This is a genomic window from Terrisphaera buseokensis, from assembly GCF_047521145.2.
Lineage (GTDB): Bacteria > Verrucomicrobiota > Verrucomicrobiia > Opitutales > Opitutaceae > ER46.
The window spans coordinates 865,637-890,702 of sequence record NZ_CM134186.1; the positions used below are offsets into that span (position 1 = coordinate 865,637).

Below are 25,066 nucleotides of genomic sequence, written 5' to 3' on the forward strand. Positions count from 1 at the left end.
GAAAGCCTTTTCCTCGGCAACCGGTCCGCAACCGTGTCACACGCGCAGAATCGGCCCTTCGACGCCCATCAATCCCTCCCACAGACCCTGCGCACACGCCGTGAGTTTCGCGCGCCGCTGCGTCTCCAGGCAGATGACTTCAGCGAGAATCTTGACGGTGTAGACGATCTCAAACGCCACCCAGTGCGGCACCGCTCCGCCGTGGCGTGACGCCAGGTGGATGCGATTGCGAAACAGGTAGCGCAGGCGGAGCGGCGACATGAACGCCGGCCACCACGTGCGGCCCAGTGCCCGCACGGGCTGCTTCGATCCGCGCCGGTGGGCGAGGCGTGCGGCGGCGGAGACGGCGATGGCGTGGCCGGCGCGGCGGGCGCGCAGGCAATAGTCGGTGTCGACGAGATCGAGGAACAGCGAAACGTCGAAACCGCCCAGCGCCGACCACGTGGCGAGATCGAAAAGCGTGCCCGACGTGATCACGCACGTCACCTGATCGAGGTCCTGTGTCGCGGCCGGACGCTCGAACAGGAAGGGAACGACGCGGTGTCGGCGCAAGTGACGCGAGCCGAAGCCGGGCCGGGCTTCGTCATGCCAGTTGGCCCCGACGATGGCCCGGTTGCGATCTGCCGCGGCGGTCGCGCGCAGCGCCTTGATGAATCCCGCGGCCGGCGTGCTGTCCTGATCGAAGGCCACCGCCGCCGTGAAGCCGCGCGCCTGCAATTCCGCGAACGCCTGGTTGAGCGCGGCGGCGAGGCCCGCATTCCGCGCGTTCGCGATCAGGTGCGCGCCGTGGGTCGCGCAGGCCGCCCCGAGGCGCGATGCCGTGGCGGGATCGCCGGTGTTGTCGACGACAATCACGGGATTGGTTTCGCGCGCGATCGCGCTCAGCCGCGCTTCGAAGTCGGCGTCGGGATGAAACGTCACCACGACGCCGGGAATGGCGGGTGAGTCACTCATCACGCCCGCAGGATCTGTTCGAGAAACGCGAGCCGGCGCGCTTCCTTCACGGCGTTGTCGAGGTGCGCGACCGCGGCCCGCGGCACCCGCCGGCCCTGCCAGCGCCCGAGCCACGCGGCGATTCGGCTGCGTTCCGGATCGAGCGGCGCGGAGGTGTTCGGCACGCGCAGAAAGTAGTCGGCGTCAGCCGGAATGTCCGTGTCGAGATAGCCGCCGACCACCGGCAGGCCGAGCGCAAGGTACTCGCGGACTTTCAGCGGACAGGCCTCGTCCATGCGTTTCCGATACAGCCCCATCGTGCCAATTGCCGCGGTCGCCGCCTGCAGCAGCGGTTCGTAGCGTTCGCGCGGCAGCTCGCCGTGGAAATGGACGTTGGCCGGCGCGGGCACGGCCTCGGCACCGATCACGTCGACGACCGCATCGGGAAACAAGCGCCCCAGGTCAGCGACGCGCTCCGTGCCGTGCCACGGTGTGTCGCGACTGCCGATGAACACCAGTCGCACCGGCGCCCCGGCAGCGGGCAGCGGCGCGACGGTGAAGGCGTCAAGGGCGATGCCGTTGCCGATGATCTCCGCCGGCTTCCCAAACGCCGCGAAACGGCGTCCGAGTTCGTGCGTGACGGGAACGAAGCCGGCCGCCGTCGTGAGCACGCGCCGCCGCGTCAGGCGATGATAGAGCAGTTTCGCGGGCGAAAACGTCAGCGGATATTCGTGGAGATCGTCCGAGTTGAGTTCCGCGACGGTGGGAATCGCGCGAAATAATCCCGGCAGGCCGGCGCTGTGATAGCCGTAGCGAAAATAGATCAGGTCCGGCCGCCACGCGCGAATCCGGCGCACGAGTTCGAAGGAGCGAAACACGCGCTGACCCGGACTGCCGCGGGCGACGATCTCGGCGGTGAGCGGAGCGAGTCCGCGCCACACTGTCGTCGTGGGCGCGAGGGAAAAGTAGCGGACGTCGTGACCCGCGCCCATCCACGACCGCGCCTGCGAGACGATCTTCTTGCAGATGCCGTTCTCGCGCGAGACGTCGGCCATCTGTCCCAGGTACGCGATCCTCATGCGGACTCCTTGCGCGCGAGCGCGAGCAGGTGGAGCGGGCGCGCCTTTTCCGCGGCGAGCACGGTCCAGCCCGCAGCGCGCAACGCCGCCGTCATGAGCTCGAGCGTGAACACATGATGATGCAGGCAGCGATTCTGCGCGTTGGCGCGGACGCGCGCGCGGAATTCGTCGCTTGAACCGACGCCTGGATCGCGATCGAGGTCGTGCCGTGCGATCGCCTCCTCGGCGTGGGTGAGGTCGTCCTCGCGGGTGTCGCGGGCGAAATCCTCCTGCAGGTGAGCGAGCGTCGTCACGGTACGCCGATGATCAAAGGTCCGCTCCGGATCGGGCAACACCAGGATGAGATGGCCGCCGGGCCGGGTGACCCGGTGCCACTCGCGCAACGCCCGCAACGGATTGGCGACGTGTTCGAGACAATGGGACGACGCGATGAAATCGAAACCTGCGTCCGGCAGCCCGGTGAGCGCCACCGCCTCGCGCAGCCATTGCGTGCCGGGCGTACGGTTGGGATCGAAACGAAAGGGACCGCCGTCCTGCAGGCCCTGCTCCCACGCCGTTTGCGTGGCGAAGTTGACGTTGTCCATCCGGCCCGCGTGCGGATACACCGGCAGCGCGCCGCGCGCGGTGAAGACCCGGCTGGGTCCGCCGATCTCGAGGCCGTGTCCACCGGTGGTCGCTGCCGCCACGGCGGGCCGCATCGCGGGTCGGGCCGGCGACACGCGATCCGCGACTGCGGAAACCAGCCAGCTCAGGCCGCCGCCGCGCAGGCGCCGCACGACGCGTGTCATGGAACCTGATACGCTCATGCGCTGCTGGCAGAGGCCGTGAACCAAAGCTGCGTGCTCCACCGGCTGCGCAGGTAGGCCGGCAGCACCAGTTGTTTCACCTTCGCGCGTAGACCGGGCGGCCAGCAACTCGCCCGGCGCAGCACGCCCCAGGGCGGCCGGACGCGCACGAGCCCACAGCTGGCGCCAAGCGCGACGAGGCTGCGCGTGGTGAAACCGTTCAGGTGTTCCAGCGGCGCGACGGGATTCAGGCTGCCAAGACGCGGCCGTTGCAGCTCGCGATCGAAGGCCGCGAGTGCGCGCGCGATCCGCCAGCTGTTCGGCACCGCAATGCGAATGACGCCCCCGGCACGCAGTTTCGGCGTGAGCCGTGCGAGGGTGGCGGCGGGCGCGGGCAGATGTTCGAACACCTGATCGGCATTGATGAGATCAAAATGGCCGTCCGGCAACGCCTCGTCGGCGACGACCTTGATGCCATCGCGTTCGCAGGCGGCGCGTCGCGATGCGGAGAGTTCCGTGCCCCAGGTCTCGGTGCCAGCGACGATCGTGGCCCGGCCCCATTCGCCCCAGCCACAACCGTAGTCGAGAGTGCGGCGCGGGCCGGCGGGGCGGCGGACAAGCGCGAGGCTGATTGCGACGTCGCGGGCGATCTCCGCCTGCCGGACCGGCGTGACCTGGGCGTGGAAACGCTCAAACGCGCGCGTCGGCGAAATCCATTCCTCATACAGCTTCCCGAGGAGAAAATCGTCGGGCACGTCGCGCTGGTAAACGAGGCCGCAACGCGTGCAGCCCTGCAGCACATAGTCGGCTCCGCGCAGCGCCCCGGTGTCGATCCGGCCGACTTCCGCGTAGAACTGCTCGAGCGCCAATCGCAGGCGTGGCTCCGCGTACGGACGCGAAAACAACGTCGGTGCGGATCCGGTGCCGCACACCGGACAGCACGCGCGGGTGACGAAGTGGGCGTTCATCCTCGGGGCGCGGGGGAGGACGGGAGTCATGCCGCGAGGCGGGCTGACGTTGTATCCACGTTGAACTGACGCAGCCAGGTGCCGAAGCTGATGATCCGCCACGGCAGGAAGCTGAAGGGCTCATCGCCCTCCAGGATGCGCGTGGCTTTGGTCCGGGCGGCCGGCGTGAGGATGCCACCCGCGGCGTCGATCGCCTGGTCGAGCAGGTGTTGAAACGGCAGGCGGTGGGCGCCCCGCATCCAGACCTCCTCGGCGGTGGCGAAGCCCAGCTTGTCGCGCCGCGTGCGCACGCGTTCGGGCAGTCGGTCGCGCATGCTTTCGCGCAGCACGCGCTTCGTCCAGCCGTCGGCCATCTTGTAGCACTCCGGCAGACCGAGGCAGAATTCCACGAGCCTGTAGTCGAGAAACGGCAGCCGCGCCTCGACGCCATGCGCCATCGAATCACGATCCTCGAAGCGCAGCAGCATCGGCACCGTGAGGCGGGTGAGTTGCGCGCGGCCGAGCGAACGCAGCGGTTCGCTGAGATTGACGCTTCCGAGATGCGGCGAACCGGGCTTCGCTCCCAGCAGCGGGAGATTGATGGCATCGGGAACGTCCACCGTCCGGCCGGCGAGCAGACGCAGCAGGTTGGCGGCGCGACCGCCGAGGCATTCGTTGGCGATGAGTTGCGCCTGCAGTTTCCACGTCTGGCCGTGCAGCGACCGAATGGCGGCGGCTTCGCGCCAGCACGTCGCGAGATGGCCGCGTCGCAACAAGCCGGCCAGCCGCGGCCCGAAGTAACCGTGATAGCCGCCGAGCGCCTCGTCGGCACCCTGGCCGTCGAGCATCACGGTCACGCGGTTCTCCCTCGCCAGCCGGAACACGCACCACTGCGCGAAGATGCTCGTCGATCCAAACGGTTCATCCTGGTGCCACGCGATGCGATCGAGTTCGTCGAGCAGGGCTTTCGGCGACGGCACGACGGCATGTGGTGCCGCGCCCGTTGCGGCCGTGACCTCCTCGATGTAGGAGCGTTCGTCGAAACGCGCGACGTCCGAGTAGGCGGAAAACGTGCTTTGCTGCGAGGCCGCCGCGGTGCCGAGCTGCGCCTGCAGTGTGCAGACGATCGCGGAGGAATCGAGGCCACCGGAGAGGCACGATCCGACTGGAACATCAGACCGCAGGCGCAACCGGACCGAGTCATCCAGCAGCTCGCGGAAGCGGCCGCAGGCCTCGTCAAAGTTGCCCACGAAGGGCGTCGGTTGCACCTCATACCAGCGTTGCGGCTGCGCACGGGCCAGGTCTTCCAACGGCGCCGACAGGTACTCGCCGCCACGCAGCTGGCGCACGCCGGCGAACGACGTTTCCGCGGTGTGGTCGGAAAGTCCCCAGTTCAGGAAATCGTAGGCGGCTTGGCCGTTGAGCCGGGCCTTCCAGCGGGGATGAAACGTGAACTGCTTGATCTCCGACGCGAGCGCGATGCCGCCGGTGGGCGTGGGCCAGTAGTAAAGCGGTTTGACGCCGAAACGATCGCGCGCCGCGAAAATCCGCCGCGACCGGCGGTCGTAGAGCACAAACGCGAACATGCCGTTGAAGCGCGCGAGGCAGGCTTCGCCCCAGTGTCGCCAGGCCGCGAGAATGACCTCGGTGTCGGTGCCGCTGCGAAACGTGTAGCCAAGGCGCGCGAGGTCGGCGCGCAGTTCGACGTAATTGTAGATTTCGCCGTTGTACGTGATCGCGCACCCGCCGGAGGAGTCGCGCATCGGCTGAAAACCTGCGGACGAACGATCGAGGATGGCGAGCCGGCGGTGGCCCAGGCCGAGCGTCGAGCCGGCGGGCGCTTCCGCCTCGCCGTTGATGCCAGCCGGCGTGTCTTCGGTCAGCACGATGGCCGACGTGCCGGCAGCCGGATTGATGAAGAGCAAACCCTCGCCGTCGGGCCCCCGATGACGCACCGCGCGGGTCATGGCCCTAACCGTGGCTGCAAGCCAGGCGGGCGCCGATGGCTCAACGAGGGTGGCGATGCCGCACATCGGTCGATTTCAGGCCCGTGCGAACGGCTCGTAAATCGTATCAAGCGCTGTGATTACATTTTGTGTTTTCATTGAGAGATGGTCCCTGATGGTCTCCAGCCATCCGCGCGACCCGGTTTGGGGTCTGCGGGCGGCCGTGTTTCCTCGCAGTCGCATGAACGAACAATCCTCCCTCGCAGGCAAGAAAGTCGTCGTCACGGGTGGCGCCGGCTTCATCGGTTCACATCTTTGTGAAGAGTTGACCGCCCTGGGCGCCCAGGTCGTGAGCGTGGACGACTATTCCGCCGGGCATTCGCGCAACATCGATTTTCTGACCTCCCGGGGCAATTTTCGCGCGGTAAAGGCCGACATCTGCGATCGGGCCGCGATGAGTCCGGTGATCGCCGGCGCCGATGTCATCTTCAACAACGCCGCCTCCAAGAAGAACGTCTGCCTGATCGATCCGCAGAAGGATTTGCGCGTGAATGGCGGCGGCACGCTCAATCTTCTCGAACTCGCCCGCGAACACCGCGTGCGCAAGTTCGTGCACGCGTCGACGGGTTCGGTGTACGGCGAACCGGCCATCCTGCCGACCGACGAAGATCACCCGCTGCGGCCGGTGTCCTATTACGGCGTTTCGAAGCTCGCCGGCGAACGTTACGTGGATGTGTTCCACCGTCTGTATGGCATGGATACGACGATTCTCCGCTACTTCCATGTCTACGGCCCGCGGCAGGAATCGAACGAATTCGGCGGGGTCGTTTCGATCTTCCTCCGCAACATTATCGAGGGAAAACCGCTGCCGATCTTCGGCCACGGTCATCAGGAACGGTCGTTCACCTGGGTGAAGGATCTCGTGCGCGCCAACCTTGCGGCGGCCACGCGGCCGGAGAGCACGGGCCGCGTCTACAACGCCGCCTCCGGCATCCAGGTCACGATCCTCGAACTCGCCCAGCGCATGGTGGCGATGATGAAGGCCGACGTCCCGATCGTGCACAAGGAGCCGCTCGTGGGCGACATCATGCACTTCGACGTGAGCAACGCGCGCATCCGGCAGGAACTCGGCATTGTCTTCGAACGTGATTTCTGGGGCACGCTTCAGCGCAGTCTCGACGAGTTCGTCGCCCCGTTGCGTCAGGTGACCGGGCGCTGACCGCCAGCGTTGCCATGTGCGGAATTTCAGCCGTCTTCTCCACCCGCGGAAACGCCGGGGAACGCGTGCCGTGGATGAACAGCGCGCAGCGTCACCGCGGACCGGATGCGTCCGGCACGTGGGTCTCGCCCGACGGCCGCGTCGGCCTCGGCCACCGCCGGCTTTCCATTCTCGATCTTTCGGCTCATGCGAACCAGCCGATGACAGGCCCGGGCGGCACGGTCATCGTCTTCAACGGCGAGATTTATAATTTCCGCGAACTGCGCGGCGAACTGGAGCAGCGCGGACGGCGGTTTGCCACGACGTCCGACACCGAGGTGATTCTCGCCGCCTACGCCGAGTGGGGCGAGGGCTGCGTCAGCCGCTTCAACGGCATGTGGGCCTTCGCGCTCTACGATCCCGCACGCCGCCGGCTGCTGTTCTCGCGCGACCGGCTCGGGATGAAGCCGCTGTACGTGGCCTCGACGCCGGACGGTTTGCTCGCGGCGTCGGAAGTAAAGGCGATCCTCGCCGCCGGCCATGCGGCCGCGGTCGATTGCGACGGGCTGAACGAGTACTTCACGTTTCAAAACATTCTCTCGTACCGGACGCTGTTCGCTGGCGTGAGCATGCTGCCGCCGGGCACGAATCTCTTCGTCGACCTCGACACCGGCCGGCAGCGGCGCGAGGCGTACTGGCAGCTTCGTTTCGCGCCGGTCGCGGCGGATGAGGACGAGCTCGCGGAGGAGTTTCTCGCAGTGTTCCGCCGCGCGATGAAACGCCACCTCGTGAGCGACGTGGAGGTCGGAGCCACACTGAGCGGCGGCATGGATTCGTCGGCGATCGTGGCGCTCGCGACCGAGCAGCTGCGGGGCATGCACACGTTCACCGGATTTTTCGAGACGGCGTCAGTCGACGCCGACGACCGCTGCGTGAGCGAGCAGGCCGACGCGCGGCTGATCGCAAGCCGCTTCGGCACACATCATCACGAACGCCAGATCGCGCCGCAGGACGTGATGGACACGCTGCCGGCAATCGTCTGGCACCTCGAGGATCCGAAGGTCGGCATGTGTTACACCTTCCATACGATCTCGCAGCTCGTGAGCTCGTGGGTGACGGTGAATCTCTCCGGCACAGGTGGGGACGAGATCTTCGCCGGTTATCCGTGGCGGTATGCGCCGGTGCAGGGCCTGACGGATCCGGCGGCGTTCGACGAGGCGTACTACAGTTGGTGGAGCCGGCTGATCAAGGACACGGACAAGCCGCGGTTCTTCACGGACCGGGTGCAGCGGACGACCTCGACGACGCATCCGAGGGCGGCGTTTCAGGCCGTCATGGCCGGAGCCGGTGACGCGGAGCCGCTCAATCGCGCGCTGTATTTCGACTCGATGACGTTCCTCCACGGCTTCCTGCTCGTCGAGGACCGGCTTGGCATGGCGTTTGGGATCGAGACGCGTTTTCCCTTTCTCGACACGGAGCTGGTTGAATTCGGCACGCGGATACCGACGGAGCAGAAGCTGCGGAACGGCGTGGCGAAATACCTGCTCAAGCAAGCGTTCAAGCCGCTGCTGCCCGAGGAGACTCTGCACAAGCGCAAGCAGGGGTTCACGCCTCCGGACAAGACCTGGTTCCGCCGCGAACTGAAGGACTACATTCAACAACTGCTCCTCTCGCGGCGCAGCTGCATCGGGGAGTTCATCGAGCCGGCGGCGATTCGCGCCATCCTCGACCGGCACAATCAGGGTGCCGATGAACGGCTCACGATCTGGAGCCTGATGTTCTTCGAAGGCTGGTGCCGCGTCTTCCTGAAGGGCGAACGCCAGCCCGGGCCCACCTTGTTCTGACGCGATGACGCCGCCACGTTCAGCAGCGCAGCTCGCTCCACTCCCGGACAGTTTTGAATCCTGATGTCGGCTGAAAAACCATCGACCTTCCGCCGCATCGCGCGCGCCCTCGTGCACCGCGCGCTGCAGGTCGGGCTTGCGATCGTGGTAGTCGGGCCGCTGCTGATCGCCTGTCTCGTCGCCCGCTGCATCACCAAGCGCCGCATCGGTCTCGGACCGGAGCCGTTGATCAACAACGTCCATCACGCGCGCGCGCTCCGTCTGCAGGGCTACGATGTGACGACATTCGTGAGCCACGTGTATTTCGTGACGAACGAGTTCGACCTGCGCCTGCTCCGGTGGTCTCCGTTCAATCACTACGCGCTGTTTCTCTTCGCGATTTTCCGCTGCCGCATCCTCTACATCTACTTCAACGGCGGTCCGCTCGCGTGGACCGGCCTGTGGGCGATCGAACCCTATCTCTACAAACTTGCCGGCACGCGCGTGGTCGCGATGCCGTACGGTGGCGACGTGCAGGATTTCAACGTGCACGACGACGTCGTGTACCGCGCCGCGTATCTGAAGGATTACCCGGACTTCGTCCGCAATCGCATGCGTTCGCGCCGCAAGCAGGTCCAGCGCTGGTCGCGTCACGCGGACTGGATCATCTCGGGCTGCGACTGGGTGAACTATACGCCGTACTGGGACACGCTGATGCTCGCGCATTTCTCCGTTGATACCGACCAGTGGAGTGTGCCGCCGCCGGAAGAGTACACGCGGCCTGCGCGCTTCACCGCGGAGCGGCCGCTGCGCGTGTTGCACGGCCCGAATCACCGGACGATCAAGGGCACGACGCTGCTCGAGAAGGCGATTGCGACGCTGCGCGCCGAGGGCTGCCCGATTGAACTGCAGATCGTGCAGCGCGTCAGCAACACCGAGATGCGCCGTCTCGTGCGGCAGGTCGACGTCGTCGTCGAGCAGCTCGTCATCGGCTGGTATGGCATCTTCGCCCTCGAGGCCATGGCCTCGGGCAAGCCCGTGCTCACCCACATCGGGCCCGAGCTCGAGCGGCTCTACATTCATCACGGCCTGCTGGAAAACGACGAGCTCCCGGTGACGCGCGTCACGCACCAGAACCTGGTCGAGGCGCTGCGTGCGGTCGCCGCCAACCGTACGGATCTCGAGGCGCAGAGCCGCGCGGCGCGCGCGTTCGTGCTTAAACATCACTCGCTCGCGGCGATCGGCCGGCGCTTCGCTGACATCAACACGACGCTCGGTGTGCCGCCGGTGTCGCGGGCCGGAGGGGAAATCGCGCGATGAGCCTGCGCGTGCTGCACTGTCCCACCGCGGTCGGGGGCAACCCGCCGGCGTTGTCGCGGGCGTTGAGTCGACTTGGTGCGGAAAGCCAGTGCGTGACGCTCGCGCCGAACCCGTTCGGCTATCCCGTCGACGAGGATCTGTCGGGGCGCGGCTGGCTGCGCCGCGAGTTTGCCCGTTGGAAGCTCATTCGCCGCGCGTTGCGCGAGTATGATGTCATCCACTACAATTTCGGCACGACGCTCGCGCCGCTCCGTTCGCGTCTGGGTGGCAAGCGGTGGCTCGCGCCGGCGGCGGCGATCCACAATCTCCTGTATGCGCTCCCGTTCGAGATGTGCGATCTGCGCTGGGCGGCGCGGCGCGGCAAGGTCGTGGCGGTGACGTTCCAGGGCGACGATGCGCGGGTGGGGGAAGTGGCGCGGCGTTATCCCATCCATTTCGCGCACGAGGTGGAGCCTGGTTACTATACCGCGGAAACGGATCGCAACACCCGGCGCCGCACCGCGGCCTTCGCGCGCTACGCGGATCTCGTTTACGCGCTGAACCCCGATCTCCTTGCGGTGTTGCCGGAGCGCGCGCGGTTTCAGGGGTATTGCAGCGTCGATGTCGACGACTGGCAGCCGACGCCGCGTGCCGCGCGACAGCCCGGTCCGTGGCGGGTCGTGCACGCGCCGAGTCATCGCGGAGTGAAGGGCACGCGCCATGTGATCGCCGCCGTGAACCGGTTGCGCGAACAGGGCGTGCCGGTGGAACTGATCCTGATCGAAAACATGACGCACGCCGAAGCGCGACGCGTGTATGCGACCGCCGATCTCGCCATCGATCAGGTGCTCGCCGGATTCTACGGCGCGCTTGCGGTGGAGCTGATGGCGCTGGCGGTGCCGGTCATCTGTTATCTGCGCGATGACGATCTCGGCTGTCTGCCCGCGGCGATGCGTGCGGAATTGCCGTTGATCAACGCGACGCCGGATTCGCTGCCGGCGGTGCTGCAGGACTGGCTCGGAGCGGGAAACGATCAGTTGTCCACCCGCGGCCGGGCGTCGCGTGAGTTTGTCCGCCGCTGGCACCAGCCGCGCGAGATTGCCCGGCAGGTGCTCACGGACTACGAAGTGGCATGGGCCCAGAAACGTGCGACGCGGCCAATCCGTACTGCGGCAGTGGCGGCGATGTGAAATGAGCCCGAACCGACCATGAGCGACGTCTTCCAAGCCTCCAACGCGAACGCCGGCTGGGGCGGCCCTGTGAGCGGGCGCGGCCGGCCCGCGCCTTTCTTTCCGCTGCGGCCCGCGGACCCGGCGATCCGGCCGCTGCCGTTTCCGTATCGCGGCGCCGTGGCGATCTCGAACGACGCCGAGTATCTCGACTTCGAGTTCTTCGAGACGCTGATGCGATTCCTGAACACGCGCCAATCCACGGCGCTCGGGCCGGGCCTCGGGTTGCGGGTGACCTCGAGCATGTTCTTCTTCTCGGCTCGCGATTACAATTTTTCGTACTTTGCCGGCGACCGACCGGACGCGCCGCGCTCGCGCGTGGCGGACCGCATCGATTCCTACCTCAAGGCCGGCTGGATCGACACGATTCACGCGTATGGCGACTTCGATGGCGTGGGCGGTTGCTCCCGCGATCACGCGATCGCGGCATTTCGCGCCCTGGAGATTTCCGGCGCGCGGCCCGAGGTGTTTTCAAATCACGGCGGCGTGGACAACGCGCAGAACATCGGCGCCGACGCCGCGTACCATCGCGGCGATGTCCTCGGCGACCTCGCGTATCACGCCGATCTCCTCACCGAACATGGCGTGCGTTACGTGTGGACGGATTCGCTGGTGATATCCGAGACGCCGGCCACCGGCTGGAAGGCAGCGTTGAAACGCCAGTGGGCGCCGCCCGATCCGGGGTTGCTGGTGCCGGTGCGCTTGCAGGACGGCCGGGAATTTATCGGCTTCCGGCGGTTTCGCGGCACCGGCACGTACGCGCCCAATCTGTCGTCGCTCCTCTCGCAGGTGCGGCAGATTTCATGGAATCACCTCTACGAGCAGTGGGGCGCCGTCATGCTTTACCAGCACCTCGGCGTGTTGCAGCGTAGTGCCGGCGCCTGTACGCCCGCGACGATTGAATCCGTGCTGCGACGGCCCGAGGTTTATTTGACGCCGTTCCGCATCCTGCAGCACGAGCAGGACGCCGGCCGGCTTTGGGTCGCTGGCTGCGCGGAGCTTCTGCGTTACGCGGAGATGATCCGTGGCGTCGCGCTCCGTCGCGACGAGAAGAGCCATGATATCGCGCTGGAATTTCCCCTGCCGGTGCCTGATCCCCAGCGGTTCTTCGGCGGACTGACCGTGATGGCGGATCCGCGTCAGGGCGTGAAACTGACCTATGCCGGCAGGGCGCTCACCACGACGTGGAACGGGCCCGAAGGAAACGACGGACGCTATTCCGTGACGGTGACGCCGGCGCGCATGCCCGGCATTTGGTGATGACGCCTTCCGGACCAGCGAGTGATGATGCGTTGATCGCTGCGGTGGCGGCGGCGGGCTGGCGTCTGCCGCCGTGGCTGCCGCCGATGCTCTCGCCGTACGAGCGTGATTTCATGTGGATCGAGATGACCGGCCAGCGCACGCGCGACTATTACGCCCGGCGGCTGCAGATGATCGGATTCGCGGGTGGCGAGCGCGTGCTCGATGCGGCGTGCGGGATTGGCCAGTGGAGTCTCGCGCTCGCGGAAAACTACCGGCACGTCGAGGGCGTCGACATCAATCCTGGCCGGCTGCTGGTGGCGCGGGCGCTCGCGGCTGAACAGGGACGCAGCACCTGCACGTTTGCCTATGCGCCGCTCGAGCAATTGCCGCAGGCGGATGGCTCGTTCGATGCGATCTTTTGCTACGGCGCGTTCATGTTCACCGACATGCCCCGAACACTGCGCGAGTTCCGGCGCGTCCTGAAGCCGGGCGGGCGCGTTTATCTCAATGCCAACAGCACGGGTTGGTACGCGCACCTGCTGATCGATCGCGGCCTGAAGAAGCGCAGCCTCAGCATGGTGCGATCGGCGCTCACGATGATCCGCCGCACACTGTGGGGCCACACGAGCCAGATTGTCGTGCGCGAGCGGTGGCTCGTACGCGAATTGCAGCGGGCGGGACTGCGGGTGCATGCGCTGGGCGCGGAGGGGACGTTGCAGCTGACGCCCGGCGTCGTCCCAGTGCCGGCGGCGTACCCGCCGAAGTATTACGGTCGCACCAGCATTCTTGAATTGGTGGCGGAGCGGTAGGCGTCGACCATGGCACGGTTCGGGAAAGACATGGTGATCTACGCGACCGCCGACCTGCTCGGCTCGTCGATCGGACTGGTACTGTCGCCCATCTTCACGCGGCTGCTGACGCCCGCGCAGTACGGTGCGCAGGCGGCGCTCGGCGCGATCTGGAGCTTCGTCGCGCTCGCGCAGTTCGGCGGCATGGATTCGGCGTATCCGAATTTTCGCTCGCGCACGAGCGACGAGGACGAGCGGCGACGTTTGCGCGTGACGGCGTCGTTCATCGCGGTGATCTCGGCCGTGGTGGTGTCGGGAGCCTTTGGCGCCGTCGGGTTGCTGACCTCGTGGATCACGGCGTTCGCCGGTGTTTCACAACGGGAGCTGCTCGGCTACGTCCTGACCCTGGCACCGGGCGCGATCGTTGGTTGGTTTCTTTACGTCCTGCGTTACGAGCGCCGCGCGATGGCGTTTGCCGGCGTGAGTCTCCTTGGCCGCGTCGTCGGCGCGATCGTGCTGATCCCGGTGATGCTCGTGACCGTGCAGTCGGAACGGCTCTGGGTGGGCTTTCTCATCTCAGCCGTCGTGTCGGCGCTCGCGGCGGTGCTCGGCTGGTGGACGCTCGCGCGAGGCGGACTCACGCCGTTTGCCGCCAGGCTTTTTGACCGCGCTGAAGCGAGGGCGATGTTTCGCTTCGGGATCGTGCTCGTGCCGGGCTTTGCGATCTATGCGACCTCAACCGTGCTGGACCGGCTGCTGGTGACGTGGTTCGCGGGGCCAAGCGAGACAGCGGTGCTGGCCCTGGCGCTCCGACTCGGTGCCGTGGCCACGATGTTGCGCACGTGGTTCGCACTCGTGTGGGATCCGCAGTTGATCGAATGGATCCCGACCTTGTCACGCGACGCCCTGCTCGCGCGTTTGCAGGACGCCAAGGAACTGATCGCCCGGGTCGGCGCGGTGCTTGTGGGCATGGCCGCGGTGTGGACGCAGCCCGTGGTGACGCTCCTGTATCCGCAGGAGTATTGGGCGACGATTCCGCTGGTGCCCTGGATTGTACTCGGCGTCGCGGTGTCGGCGTTGTCGCTGGTGGCGGTTGCGACTACGACGATGGCGCGGATTTCGAAACTGCATCTGCCGGTGTACATCATCGGACTGGCGCTCAATCTGGGCGTGGGCTGGTGGTGGGTGCCAAAAATCGGTGCCGCCGGCGCGGTGGCGGGCGCGGTTGTGGCGGAAGCGGGTATTCTCGGTTGCTGGATTTTTGTCGGCACGCGGTATTTGAAGAATTTGCCGCTGGCCTGGCTGCGCACCTGGCTAATCCTGATCGTCGCTGCCGCGTTGGTCGTGGCGTACCGGCCGGGCTTTCTTCCGTTCGGCGGTGTCTGGGCGGAACGCATCCTGGCGAGCGTCGTGGTTCTCCTGCTATTCGGCATTCCACTGGGGCGACGGCTGTGGGAATACCGCCTCAACCACACGGGCTGAACCGGTGACGACCACAACTTCCACGCCCTCCGAAAAACGGGAGCCGACGCCGTTCTGGTGGCAGGGGTTCGACTGCAGCCGCATCGCGCCACTGGATTATCCGTTGCCGCGGGTGATTGCGGCGCGGGAGCGTTTGCTGGGCCGCAGTCCGCGGTTGGAGGCGGCGATCGACGGCATCAGGCGTCAGAGTCGCACGGCCGACGAGGCCGTGCGCGGGATCGCGCGGTTCGTCCAAGCCGCGCTGGTACACCCGCCGCTCCTGCAGCCGGCGACGGCGCGCTGGGGCTACTGGAGGCTGCGTCGCGCGGGTTTGCTCCCCGCGGGACTGGCCGGGCACGAGGAAGTGCGCGCGGCGATGCATCAGCGGTTGATCATGGATCCGGAGCTGCTGCTCGAACTCGGCGAGGCGCGTTGCGGACAGTGCGCGGCCGTGCTGTGCGCGGCGTTGCAGCGCGCGGGTTTTGCCGCGCGGCCGTGGCAGTTGCCGCATCACATCGCCGTCGAAGTGGATCTCGACGGTGAGACGCGGGTGATTGATGCGGATGCGTTCAAGCACGGGGTCTTCTTCGAGGACGGCGGCGGTCTGATCACGAAACGCGCGGTGGAGGCCAATCCTTATGTGGTCGACCGCTTCAAGCCCACCGGCTGGATGTTCCGGCGCGATAGCGTCTATGCGCGCAACCCGCGCACCGGCCGTCCCTATCTCGGCTACGTGGATTTCTACAGTCCCGAGGTCGACGGCCAGATCAGCGCTCGGTACGCGGCTCCGACCGTGCTGCGACCGCCCGGGGTGCCGCGATGGAGCGGCGGGGTGGGGCCGTTGACGGTGGAACGTGGGGCAACGGTGAATCTCGCGTTTCAATCCCAGCACGCGGACCGCGCTGCGAGTTATCGCGTGCGGTGTGGGCGGAGGAGTCGCGGCTTTGCCTACGATCGACTCGTGCTTGCGGCGTTGGCGCAGGAGACGGCGAGCGATGTCTTCGAGGTGGCGTGCACCGAGCCCGCGCTGGAGTTCAAACTCACTGCGCCCGGTCGGTACTACGTCGCGGCGGCGGCGATTCCCGCGTACCTCGACGAATTTCCTTCCTATGTGTGGTGGTCGGACGAACTAATCATCGACGTGATCTAACGCATGTTCATCTGGGCCCTCATTCTCTCCGCGGTGGAAATGGCAGCGCTGCCGGTGCTCTTCGTGGTGGCCTGGGTGGCGCGGCGGCGGGACAAGCCGATTGACGTCGGGCTCGGTCCTGAGCCGCTGATCAACAATATCTATCACAAGCGCGCACTCGTCGCTCGTGGCTATCGGGCGGAGACGTTTGTCAGTTCGGTCTCGTTCATCACCGGCGCGTTCGACGTGCGGGCCGATCGCATGCTGGCCTGGCTGCCATCCATCGTGCTGCGCGCGCATCTGGTTTCACTGCTGCTCGCGATCCGCGTGCTGTGGCGTTATCGCGCGATCTACATTTCGTTCAACGGCGGCCCGCTTGGTTCGGGCACGCTGTGGCTGTGGCGGTTCGAGCCGAAGCTCCTGCGCGCCGGGGGCGTCCGATCGTTGATTCTGCCGTACGGCAGCGACGTGCAGGACATGCAGCTCTCGCCGAATCTGCACTTCAAGCACGCCAAGTCGCAGGACTATCCCACGGATCGCCGGCGCATCGGCACGGTCAAGCGCCAGGTGCGGTTATGGACGCGGCAGGCGACCCACATCATCGGTGGCTGCGAGTGGGTGGATTACATGGGGCACTGGGACACGCTGATGCTGGCGCATTTCTCGATCGATACCACCTGGTGGTCCGACGACGCGCCGCCGGCACCCGCGGAGGACCGGCCGCTGCGCATCCTGCATGCGCCGAATCATCGCACGATCAAGGGCACGCGCTTCTTCATCGAGGCGGTCGAGCAGTTGCGGGCCGAGGGGTGTCCGGTGGAGCTCATCCTGCTAGAACGCGTGCCGAACGATCGCGTGCGCGACACGATTCGGTCGGCGGATGTGATCGCCGATCAACTCATCGTGGGCTGGTATGCGATGTTCGCCCTCGAGGGCATGGCGATGTGCAAGCCCGTGCTGTGTTACCTGCGACCCGATTTGAAGGCGCTTTATGAACGCGCCGGCCTGATCTCGCCGGGCGAAATTCCGATCGTCGAATGCACCCCCGAAACGGTGAAGGCCGCGATTCGCGACCTCGTGGAACGGCGTAGTGAGCTGCCCGCGCTCGGCCGTCGCTCGCGCGAGTATGCGATCCGGCATCACTCGCTGGACGCCATCGGCGCCGTCTTCGATCGCATCAACCGCAAGATGGGCGTCGACCCGAAGGGTCCGGCGTCCGGAAGTGCGTAAGGTGGATCACGGCGTTGATTGAACAACGTGCAGGGCGTGCGATCAGCCCTGGGCGATGAAACGGATCGTGTCGCTCGTCTCGTTGTAGCTGCGGCTGTAGGTCGCGGTGCGCTCCTCGAAATACGAGGACGCCGACCAGATGCCGCACTTCTTGCAGACCTCGAATTCGCGAAATTCGTTTTTGATCAGTTCGCTGCGCAAGCGGCGGTAGGCGTCGCCCTGCCAGATCTCGTGCATCGAATGCTCGCGCAACGAGCCGACGGAGACGACGCCGCGCCAACCAACGTCGAGCATGGTCTTGCAGCAGAGCGAGACTTCGCCGTCGGGAAAAATCACCGACTGCGACCACGGAGACGCGCAGGGATAACGACTGCCCGGTTCGTAGACTGCGGCCTGACGCATGACTTCGCCGGTTTTGGGATCGAAGGCGCTGAGGACGTAGAACGTGACGTTGTCGACGCCGACCCGGCGCCACTTCTCAAGGAACGCGTCGCGTTCGTGCCGCGCTTCGTCCTGCAGGATGAACGAGACCGTGACCGGGATCTTGTGGCGCTTGGCGTGCGGCAGGAAGGCGGTGATGTTGGCCTCGAGTTCCTCGAGGTCGCGGCCGCGGACCTTGCGGTAGGTCTCGGCGGTGGCGGCATCGATGCTGAACATCACCGAGTCGACCCCGCTCTCGGCGAGGCGTTTACCCTTGGCCGCATCGAGCATGGTGCCGTTGGTCGTCACATGCACGTGCGGGACGCCCGCGGCCTTCGCGAGCGCGATGTAGTCGAAGATGTGCGGATGCAGCAGCACCTCCTCGATCTGGCCGAACTGCAGGCTGATTTTATGTTCGCCGGCGTACGTGATGATCTTGCGATAGAGTTCGTCGTCCATCGCCTTCCGGGAATCGAAATAGCCGGACGTGTGCTGCGGCGTGTAACGCGGCGAGTGATACGGACACATCACGCAGCGGAGATTGCACTTGTTCAGCACGATGACGTGCAGATGACGCGGCGTGGGAAAGAAGCGGTCGATGCGATCGAGCAGATCGCGGCGCAGAGTGAGATTGTCGGCTTCCCACGGCGTCCAAGCTCCCGCCCAGAGCAGCAGGTTCGGCGGCAGGCTCGGGCGCAGCTGGTTGTCGGTCGTCGTGACCGCGACTGACGTTGATTCGCGCAGGGCCCACGACTTGGCGGTCACCGCGAGACCGCGCAGGCCGGACTTGAGCGCAGTCGGCAGCTGCAGCGCTGCAACCGCCTGCCGGATACGGCTGCGGAGCTGCACGCCAAACGCCGGTTGCGTGGCCGACATCGGACTGGCGGCCAGGAGGGTGGCGGCCTCGGCGTGCTGGTAGTGATTGGGCCGCGGTGCGTAGTAAAGCAGTCCCCGCGTGGCGCGGGCCGCCGCGAGAAAACGATCGAGCGTTTGGAGATCCTCTTCGCCGTCGATCGGATGTTGGATGAAGAGCCCGAGATCGAAGCGAGGAGCGAGCCGGCGCCAGCCCAGCGCGAGTTTCACGCCCGTCGCAGCGCGGGCATCCAGTCCCTCCCGTTCCGCCCAGCCGAGCAGCATGTCCACGCGACCGACCTTGATCGGATCATAGAACAGACAAGTGCGGGTGGGCGCGGACATCGGTGCGAGAGCAGGGATCAAGCGGCCACCGTCCCGCTGAGTTTAGAGAAGGCAATGACGCTGTCGGCGACCTCGGTTTTTTCGCGTTCCGTTAACTCCGGAAAGATCGGAATGCTGATTACTTCCCGGGCCAGGGCTTCTGTGGTCGGCAGCGATACCTTCGGCAGGCCCGCGAAGCATTCCTGCTGATGGAGCGGAAGTGGATAATAGATCTCCGCGCCAATGCCGGCGGCGGTGAGGTGCTGGCGCAGGGCGTCGCGGCGGCCGTGGCCTCCCACGCGCAGTGTGTACTGATTCCAGATGTGATCGTTGCCGACGGCTGGTTGCGGCAGGGTGAGTCCGCCAAGTCCGGCCAAACGGCTGCCGTAGTACGCGGCGTTGCGCTGGCGGGCGGCGCAGTAGGCCGGCAGGTGCGGCAGCTTGATGCGCAGCAGCGCGCATTGCAGGGCGTCGAGGCGGAAGTTTCCGCCGACGACCTTGTGATAATACTTCGGCTTCGATCCGTGTGTGCGCAGGAGCCGGACTTTCTCCGCAAGGTCGTCGCGGTTTGTGGCCACGAGGCCGCCGTCGCCGAAGCCGCCGAGATTTTTCGACGGGAAGAAACTGTACGTGCCGAAATCGCCGATGGTCCCGCAGCAGCGGCCGTGCTGCCGCGCGCCGAGCGCCTGCGCGGCATCCTCGATCACGGCGAGGTTGTGCTGACGGGCGAGGGCCAGCAACGGCTCCATGGCGGCCGACTGGCCGAAGAGATGCACCGGCATGATCGCCTTCGTGCGGGGCGTGATGCGCCGCGCGACGTCGGCAGCGTCGAGGTTGAACGTGTCCGCGTGGACGTCGGCAAACACCGGCGTGGCGCCGAGCCGCGCGATGCAACCCGCCGTCGCGAAGAATGTGAACGACGGGCAGATCACCTCGTCGCCAGGTCCGATGCCGAGGGCCATCAGGGCGACGAGGATCGCGTCGGTGCCCGATGACACGGAGATCGCGTGCTTGGCCCCGAGAAACGCGGCGGCCTCGCGCTCGAAGCTCTCGACTTCACCGCCGAGGATGAAGTGACCTGAGCGCAGCACCTTTTCGAAGGCGGCGACGAGCTCGGAATGGAGCGAGGCGTTCTGACGGTTGAGATCGAGGAGGGGGACGGACATGGCGGGAAAATTTCAATCGGCGCGAAACGATCGATACGACTGGCGGCCGGTGGCGAGTTCGGCGGGAAGCGGCGCCTCTTCATCGAGGTCGAGGCACCGGAGCTGACCGGAAGCGTTTTCCTGATACCGGAGTTTGCTTTCGGGGCAGGTGTACACGCCGGCGCGGGCCTGGCGCAGCGGATGGCCGTGACGGCTGACCCAGCCGCGGCTTTTTCCCGGCACGCCGACGATCATCGCGTAGTCCGGGACGTCGCGCGTGACGACCGAACCGGCGGCGATCAGGCAGTAGCGGCCGAGGGTGACGCCGCAGACGATCGTGGCGTTCGCACCGACCGTCGCGCCGCGGCGGATCAGGGTCGTCTCGTAAATGCCGCGCCGCACGATCTGGGAACGCGGGTTGGAGATGTTGGTGAGCACGCAGGACGGGCCGAGGAACACGTCGTCCTCGATGGTCGTGCCGCTGTAGACGGAGACGTTGTTCTGGATCTTGACGTTCCGACCGATGCGCACGCCGCCGGCGATCATGACGTTCTGACCGAGATTGCAGGCTTCGCCGATCTCCGCGCGTTCGCAGATGTGGCAGAAGTGCCAGATGTGGGTGCCGGCGCCGATCGTGCACGGTTGATCAATGACGGCGGTCGGATGGATCTGGGGACTGGCGGCCATGGTCAGACGGATTCCACGCGGGTGCGGAGGCCGCCACTCTCCATCGAGCGGCGACAGGCGTCGAGCACGGCGACAACCCGCAGGCCGCTGAGGCCGTCGGTGAGTGAGGGCTGGCGCGTGGCCACCGCCTGGAGAAAGGCGGCGCACTCGAGCCGTAGTGGCTCCGCGGGTACGAGCGGTTCGTAGCTCACCGGGCCCTTGTGCAGGCCGGGCTGGCCGTCCTTCCACGTCACATGCTGTTCGAAGTAGGCGAGCTTGTAGTCGGGATTGGCGTCGTCGAACACGGCCATCCCGCGATCGCCGACCACGACAAACTTCTGTTCCTTCATCGGATGGAGCCAGCTGCTGAGCAGGTGGGCGTCCACGCCGCCGGAAAAATGCAGCAGGGAAACGGCGAAGTCCGCCCGTGGCTGGCCGAGCGCGTGCGTGCCGTGGCAGGTCACGGCTTCCGGCAGGTCGCCCATCACACGCAGGACGAGCGCGAGGTCGTGCGGGGCCAGACTCCAGAGTGCGTCCTCTTCCGTGCGAACGAGGCCGAAACCGAGCCGGTGCGAGTGGAGCCGCAGGATTTTGCCGAGGCGTCCGTTCGACACCCATTCCCGCAGTTTCAGGAAGGAAGGATGGTATTCGAGCAGATGCCCGACGTGCAGCATGCGTTGCGTGGCGGCGGCGCGGGCCACGAGTTGGCGGCCCTCGGCGACGGTGAGCGTCATGGGCTTCTCCACCAACAAATCCTTGCCGGCGTCGAGCGCGCGGAGCCCCAGGTTGGCATGCGTGCTGGCGGGCGTCGCGAGCACGATCGCGTGCAGATCGGAGCGGGAAAACGCGGCCTCCGGATCGGAGTAAACGGGTACGCCGGGTGCCAGCTGCGCGGCGGCGGCGCGACCGGACTCGGTCGGGTCCACCACCGCGCCCAGGGCGCCGAGGCCGTAAAAGTTGCGGACCACATTCCGGCCCCAGTAGCCGCAGCCGAACACGGCCACGCGCGGTGTCGATGACGGCGTCATGAACGGAAAAGTCCGACCCGCACCCGGCGGCGGCACGTGGTGAGAGGTCGGATACGATCGGGACGGACGATCATGTTCATCGTGAAGTGGAAACACAGAGCCTAGCGGCAAAAAAAGTCGCCAGGCAAATTCCCCCACGGCCCGGAGCCGGTCCCGGGATGATTTTGACGGCGTTTTCTCGAATGGGCGGACATTGCGTTCGGAAACGCCCCGGCTCAACGTCGCGCGGTGTCCATGCCCGGAGTGCCGCTCCTCTCGATCATCATCGTCGCGTACAAGTCGCGTCCGGAGATCGAGGCGTGCCTGAGTTCGCTGCCGCCGTCCATCGGAGTGCGGCCCGTCGAGGTGATGGTGGTCGACAATTCCTCCGGCGCCGACGCGGTCGGCGAGATCATCCGGAAGCAGTATCCTCACGTCGCCTACGTTCCGGCGCCGACGAACCTCGGTTTTGGCCGCGCGAACAATCTCGGTTACGCGCGGGCGCGGGGCGAGCACGTGCTGTTCCTGAATCCGGATACGATATGCAACGAGGCCGCGCTTGCGCACTGTCTCGCGCAGGTGCAGGCGGACGCCACCATCGGGCTCATTTCACCGCAGCTGCGACTCGCGGACGGCCGGCTGGATCTGGCGTGCCGGCGATCGATTCCCACGCTGTGGGACGGATTTTGTCGCGCCAGCGGATTGGCGTCGGCGTTCCCGCGGGTTCCTGCCTTTGCCGGTTACAACCTCACGCATCTGTCGGACGAGGGCACGCATGAGGTCGGCGCGATCAACGGCGCGTTCATGCTGGCACGGCGGGATGTGCTGGAGCAGGTGGCGCCTGACGGAGAGGTGTTCGACGCGCGCTTCTTCATGTATGGTGACGATCTGGATCTCTGCATCCGCGTGACGCGCGGCGGGTGGCGAATCGTGTACGACGGGCGCGTGGCGATCACGCACTTGAAGGGCGTGAGCGTGGCGCGGGACTTCGAGCGGATGTCGCGGGCGATCTTCGATGCGAACCGCGATGTCTACCTGAAGCACTTCAATCCGCGGGGTTTGGCCCTGGTCCGCTGGAAATACACGGCGGCCTTCGGGCTGTGGAAGGCGGTCGCGCGGTTCAAGGCGCGCCTTGCGGGTTATCGGAAAGTTCGGCCCATGTGACCGGGTCGCACTCTTCGCCGGGTGCCGGTGCAAGCCATTCCGTCGGCAGGTGGCCGTAACGTTCGCGGTAGGATTTTCCTTCGAGTGCGAGGTCGGGCGCGACCTTCGTCGGATTCAGGTAGAACCGCACGTAGTCATAGGCATTGGGTTCATCGGTGAGGACGATCGCGGCCGAGAACAGACCCAATTCAGCGAAGACTCGCGGCGACTTTCCCTCGGGATACTCCGTTTCGTAACCGGTCCGCCCGTCGCGGCCGTGAGGAATCACGCTGGTGGAGGGAAGCTGGATCGCCGCGCGGATTCCGATCCGGTGGCCCGTGAGATCGGTCCAATATAGCAGGAAGTCGGCGTCGGCGGTTATCCAGTCATTGTGTTCATCGCTATATTCAACGAGAATATGTCCATAGGAAAGGCCGTCCTTCGCGCCATTGCCCAATATATTCACGATCCGTGCGGGAATGGCGTCCAGATGCAGGAGCTTTTTGAGGATATTGTTGCGATGGCCGCAGCCCAAACTCGGTTTTTCTTTTTCACCAAACGCATGGGCCAGCAAGGCCTGGGCGATGGTGTCAGTGAAGCGAATGTCCCTAGTCAGATTGGGCCGAATGCCGTCATGCGATGAGTGGTCATGGACCCACTTGGCGAAGAAATCCACGCGAGCGGCGCGGGGTGCGGCGGGGGCACCGGCGCGGGCGGCTACGTAGAGTGCCCATTCGGCGGCGGTCGGGCTGCAGCGGCCCGGTGCGTCGTCAGGCAGGGCGGTGGCGAAGGTCTGGCGGATCGTCCGGCGCGTCTCAAAATCGAGGATCCGCGGGTTGGTGGTGGCCTGGACCGCAAGCAACAGCAGGGCGATGGCGGCCGGGTAGTGCCAGCGGGGTGATGCTGGACTGGCGGTCGTGTCGGAGCCTGCTCGCATGGGCCCCTGATCGACCGCGGGCTGGCGTTATTGAGCGGCGCTCCGCGCGCGGGCGTCAGGCCTAGTACGCGTTTTTCCAGCGGACAAAGGTCAGCAGGAGGATCTGCAGATCGAGCCACAGCGACCAGTTTTCTATATAGTATATATCGTGCTGAATGCGCTTCGCGATCGAGGATTCGCCGCGGAGGCCGTTGACCTGGGCCCAGCCGCTCATGCCGGGTTTCACCAGATGGCGCGGCAGATAGTGCGCGATCTCCGACGAGAGCCGGTCGACGTGGAGCGGGCGTTCCGGTCGCGGGCCGATGAGGCTCATGTCGCCGCGCAGGACGTTCCAGAACTGGGGCAGCTCGTCGAGATTCCAGCGGCGCATGAACGCTCCGATGCGCAGCAGGCGCGCGTCGTTGCGGGCGGTGCTCTGGCGGGCGCCGTCGCTGGCGGGCGCGTCGGGCACCATGCTGCGCAGTTTCCAGAGCGTGAAGTGCCGGTGCCCCGAGCCCACGCGCACCTGCGAAAAGAACACCGGGCCGTCGCGGGACTCGCGTTTGATGATGAAGGCGAGCAGCGCGATGATGGGTGCCGAGCCAATGAGGCCGACGGTCGCGCCGACGACGTCGACGAAGCGCTTCAGCACCCGGTTGAAGAGCTTGTTGATCGCGAGATCCTCGATGCCGAGGACGGGCAGCCGGCCGATGGTCTGCAGCCGCAGGCCGCTGAGGAGAATCTGGAACGACGAGGGGATGACCTTCCATTCCACGTACTCGCGTTCGCAGGCCTCGGCGATCTGCAGGAGCTGCTCGCGCGGCAGATCGGTGCGCGCGGCGATCAGGATGTCGAGCTGGTGCCGGACGATGACTTCGGGCAGATGCGCGAGCGTGCCGATCGCTCCCGCCGGGGGCGGTTCGTCGGGCAGCGTGATGAAACCACAAAACTGATACGGGTGGGCGGGCTGGGAGGCGAGTTCGACGCCCAGCGCGCGGGCCTCCTCGTTCCAGCCCAGCACGGCTACGCGCTGGCGGATGAGGTGGCGCCACGACGGCCGGATGAGCGCCGCATAAAATGCGCTGCGCCACACGAACATCACCGCGATGATGCAGAGGTACGCGAGCGGCACGAACAGGCGCGAGATCGGAGGCTGAAATTGCAGCACGACGGCGAGCGCCAGGTAGCCGGCGAGCCAGAGCGTCGTGCCCTTGATGATCAGCGCCAGGCTCTGGTATTTGCGCAAGAGCAGGCGCTCCTCGTAGAGGTTCAGCTGCGCGTAGCCGGCGATCAGGAAGACCACGCCGAGCAGCAGGAGCGGCACGTAGGCGGCGAACTGCGCGTTCGGCACGTCGAGGCCGAGCTCGCGGAGCGGCGTCTTGTAGCGCAGCCAGAAACCGAGCGAGAGTCCGGCAAACGCGAAGACCGCATCGCCCACGACCATCCAGGCCGGAAGGATGACTTTGCGCAGTCGGCTGGAACGCGAGCGGCTCATCGCGGTGCA

At 66.2% G+C, this 25,066-nt stretch carries 21 protein-coding genes; 10 read left to right on the top strand and 11 right to left on the bottom strand.

Going from position 1 to position 25,066, the window contains the following annotated elements; all coding sequences use genetic code 11:
- Positions 1–36: 36 nt before the first annotated feature.
- From ACLJEU_RS03175 to asnB (ACLJEU_RS03195), 5 genes are read right to left on the bottom strand one after another with little or no spacing between them, the layout of a single operon-like run.
- Complete coding sequence (locus tag ACLJEU_RS03175; RefSeq protein WP_414661022.1) at positions 37–954, bottom strand: glycosyltransferase family 2 protein; 918 nt, start codon at positions 952–954, stop codon at positions 37–39.
- The gene (locus ACLJEU_RS03180) at positions 954–2,012 is read right to left on the bottom strand and encodes a glycosyltransferase (protein WP_414661021.1); all 1,059 of its coding nucleotides are present in this window, start codon (positions 2,010–2,012) and stop codon (positions 954–956) included. Before ACLJEU_RS03180 ends, ACLJEU_RS03175 begins: the two co-directional genes overlap by 1 nt.
- A complete protein-coding gene (locus tag ACLJEU_RS03185; protein ID WP_414661020.1) occupies positions 2,009–2,800 on the bottom strand; it encodes a methyltransferase domain-containing protein in 792 nt (263 codons plus the stop codon). The genes ACLJEU_RS03180 and ACLJEU_RS03185 overlap by 4 nt, the downstream gene beginning before the upstream one ends.
- 14 nt (positions 2,801–2,814) lie before the next feature.
- A complete protein-coding gene (locus ACLJEU_RS03190; protein WP_414661019.1) occupies positions 2,815–3,765 on the bottom strand; it encodes a class I SAM-dependent methyltransferase in 951 nt (316 codons plus the stop codon).
- Between the two features lie 26 nt (positions 3,766–3,791).
- Entirely contained in the window at positions 3,792–5,777 is a 1,986-nt protein-coding gene (asnB, locus tag ACLJEU_RS03195) for an asparagine synthase (glutamine-hydrolyzing) (protein WP_414661018.1), read from the bottom strand.
- 154 nt (positions 5,778–5,931) lie between these two features.
- Here asnB (ACLJEU_RS03195) and ACLJEU_RS03200 point away from each other — a divergent pair, with 154 nt between their 5' ends.
- The 9 genes from ACLJEU_RS03200 to ACLJEU_RS03240 all read left to right on the top strand — a co-directional run bounded on the left by ACLJEU_RS03200 (position 5,932) and on the right by ACLJEU_RS03240 (position 17,089).
- Positions 5,932–6,909 (top strand): SDR family NAD(P)-dependent oxidoreductase, encoded by a 978-nt coding sequence (locus tag ACLJEU_RS03200; RefSeq protein WP_414661017.1) that lies wholly within the window; start codon positions 5,932–5,934, stop codon positions 6,907–6,909.
- A 14-nt stretch (positions 6,910–6,923) separates the two neighbouring features.
- Positions 6,924–8,732, top strand: coding sequence for an asparagine synthase (glutamine-hydrolyzing) (gene asnB, locus ACLJEU_RS03205; RefSeq protein ID WP_414661016.1), 1,809 nt, complete (start codon positions 6,924–6,926; stop codon positions 8,730–8,732).
- 63 nt (positions 8,733–8,795) lie between these two features.
- Positions 8,796–10,031, top strand: coding sequence for a glycosyltransferase family protein (locus tag ACLJEU_RS03210; protein WP_414661015.1), 1,236 nt, complete (start codon positions 8,796–8,798; stop codon positions 10,029–10,031).
- Positions 10,028–11,200, top strand: coding sequence for a glycosyltransferase family protein (locus tag ACLJEU_RS03215; RefSeq protein ID WP_414661014.1), 1,173 nt, complete (start codon positions 10,028–10,030; stop codon positions 11,198–11,200). The genes ACLJEU_RS03210 and ACLJEU_RS03215 overlap by 4 nt, the downstream gene beginning before the upstream one ends.
- 18 nt (positions 11,201–11,218) lie before the next feature.
- Positions 11,219–12,499, top strand: a complete 1,281-nt coding sequence (locus ACLJEU_RS03220; RefSeq protein WP_414661013.1) for a hypothetical protein — start codon at positions 11,219–11,221, stop codon at positions 12,497–12,499.
- The gene (locus tag ACLJEU_RS03225; protein ID WP_414661012.1) at positions 12,499–13,290 is read left to right on the top strand and encodes a class I SAM-dependent methyltransferase; all 792 of its coding nucleotides are present in this window, start codon (positions 12,499–12,501) and stop codon (positions 13,288–13,290) included. Before ACLJEU_RS03220 ends, ACLJEU_RS03225 begins: the two co-directional genes overlap by 1 nt.
- A gap of 9 nt (positions 13,291–13,299) precedes the next feature.
- The gene (locus tag ACLJEU_RS03230; protein WP_414661011.1) at positions 13,300–14,751 is read left to right on the top strand and encodes a lipopolysaccharide biosynthesis protein; all 1,452 of its coding nucleotides are present in this window, start codon (positions 13,300–13,302) and stop codon (positions 14,749–14,751) included.
- Between the two features lie 4 nt (positions 14,752–14,755).
- Entirely contained in the window at positions 14,756–15,880 is a 1,125-nt protein-coding gene (locus ACLJEU_RS03235; RefSeq protein WP_414661010.1) for a hypothetical protein, read from the top strand.
- 3 nt (positions 15,881–15,883) lie between these two features.
- Positions 15,884–17,089 carry a glycosyltransferase family protein gene (locus ACLJEU_RS03240; RefSeq protein WP_414661009.1) on the top strand — a complete coding sequence of 402 codons (1,206 nt, stop codon included), beginning with the start codon at positions 15,884–15,886 and terminating at the stop codon, positions 17,087–17,089.
- Between the two features lie 42 nt (positions 17,090–17,131).
- Here the strand turns inward: ACLJEU_RS03240 and ACLJEU_RS03245 are convergent, their stop codons facing one another.
- From ACLJEU_RS03245 to ACLJEU_RS03260, 4 genes are read right to left on the bottom strand one after another with little or no spacing between them, the layout of a single operon-like run.
- Complete coding sequence (locus ACLJEU_RS03245; protein WP_414661008.1) at positions 17,132–18,706, bottom strand: radical SAM/SPASM domain-containing protein; 1,575 nt, start codon at positions 18,704–18,706, stop codon at positions 17,132–17,134.
- Positions 18,707–18,723: 17 nt separating this feature from the next.
- Entirely contained in the window at positions 18,724–19,851 is a 1,128-nt protein-coding gene (locus ACLJEU_RS03250; RefSeq protein WP_414661007.1) for a DegT/DnrJ/EryC1/StrS family aminotransferase, read from the bottom strand.
- Positions 19,852–19,863: 12 nt separating this feature from the next.
- Positions 19,864–20,517, bottom strand: coding sequence for an acyltransferase (locus tag ACLJEU_RS03255; protein ID WP_414661006.1), 654 nt, complete (start codon positions 20,515–20,517; stop codon positions 19,864–19,866).
- Positions 20,518–20,519: 2 nt separating this feature from the next.
- Positions 20,520–21,524, bottom strand: coding sequence for a Gfo/Idh/MocA family protein (locus ACLJEU_RS03260; RefSeq protein ID WP_414661005.1), 1,005 nt, complete (start codon positions 21,522–21,524; stop codon positions 20,520–20,522).
- A 234-nt stretch (positions 21,525–21,758) separates the two neighbouring features.
- Here ACLJEU_RS03260 and ACLJEU_RS03265 point away from each other — a divergent pair, with 234 nt between their 5' ends.
- Complete coding sequence (locus ACLJEU_RS03265) at positions 21,759–22,667, top strand: glycosyltransferase family 2 protein (RefSeq protein WP_414661069.1); 909 nt, start codon at positions 21,759–21,761, stop codon at positions 22,665–22,667.
- Here ACLJEU_RS03265 and ACLJEU_RS03270 read toward each other — a convergent pair.
- Positions 22,624–23,583 (bottom strand): hypothetical protein, encoded by a 960-nt coding sequence (locus tag ACLJEU_RS03270; RefSeq protein WP_414661004.1) that lies wholly within the window; start codon positions 23,581–23,583, stop codon positions 22,624–22,626. The genes ACLJEU_RS03265 and ACLJEU_RS03270 overlap by 44 nt on opposite strands.
- Positions 23,584–23,644: 61 nt before the next feature.
- Positions 23,645–25,057, bottom strand: a complete 1,413-nt coding sequence (locus tag ACLJEU_RS03275) for a sugar transferase (protein WP_414661003.1) — start codon at positions 25,055–25,057, stop codon at positions 23,645–23,647.
- Positions 25,058–25,066: the final 9 nt, after the last annotated feature.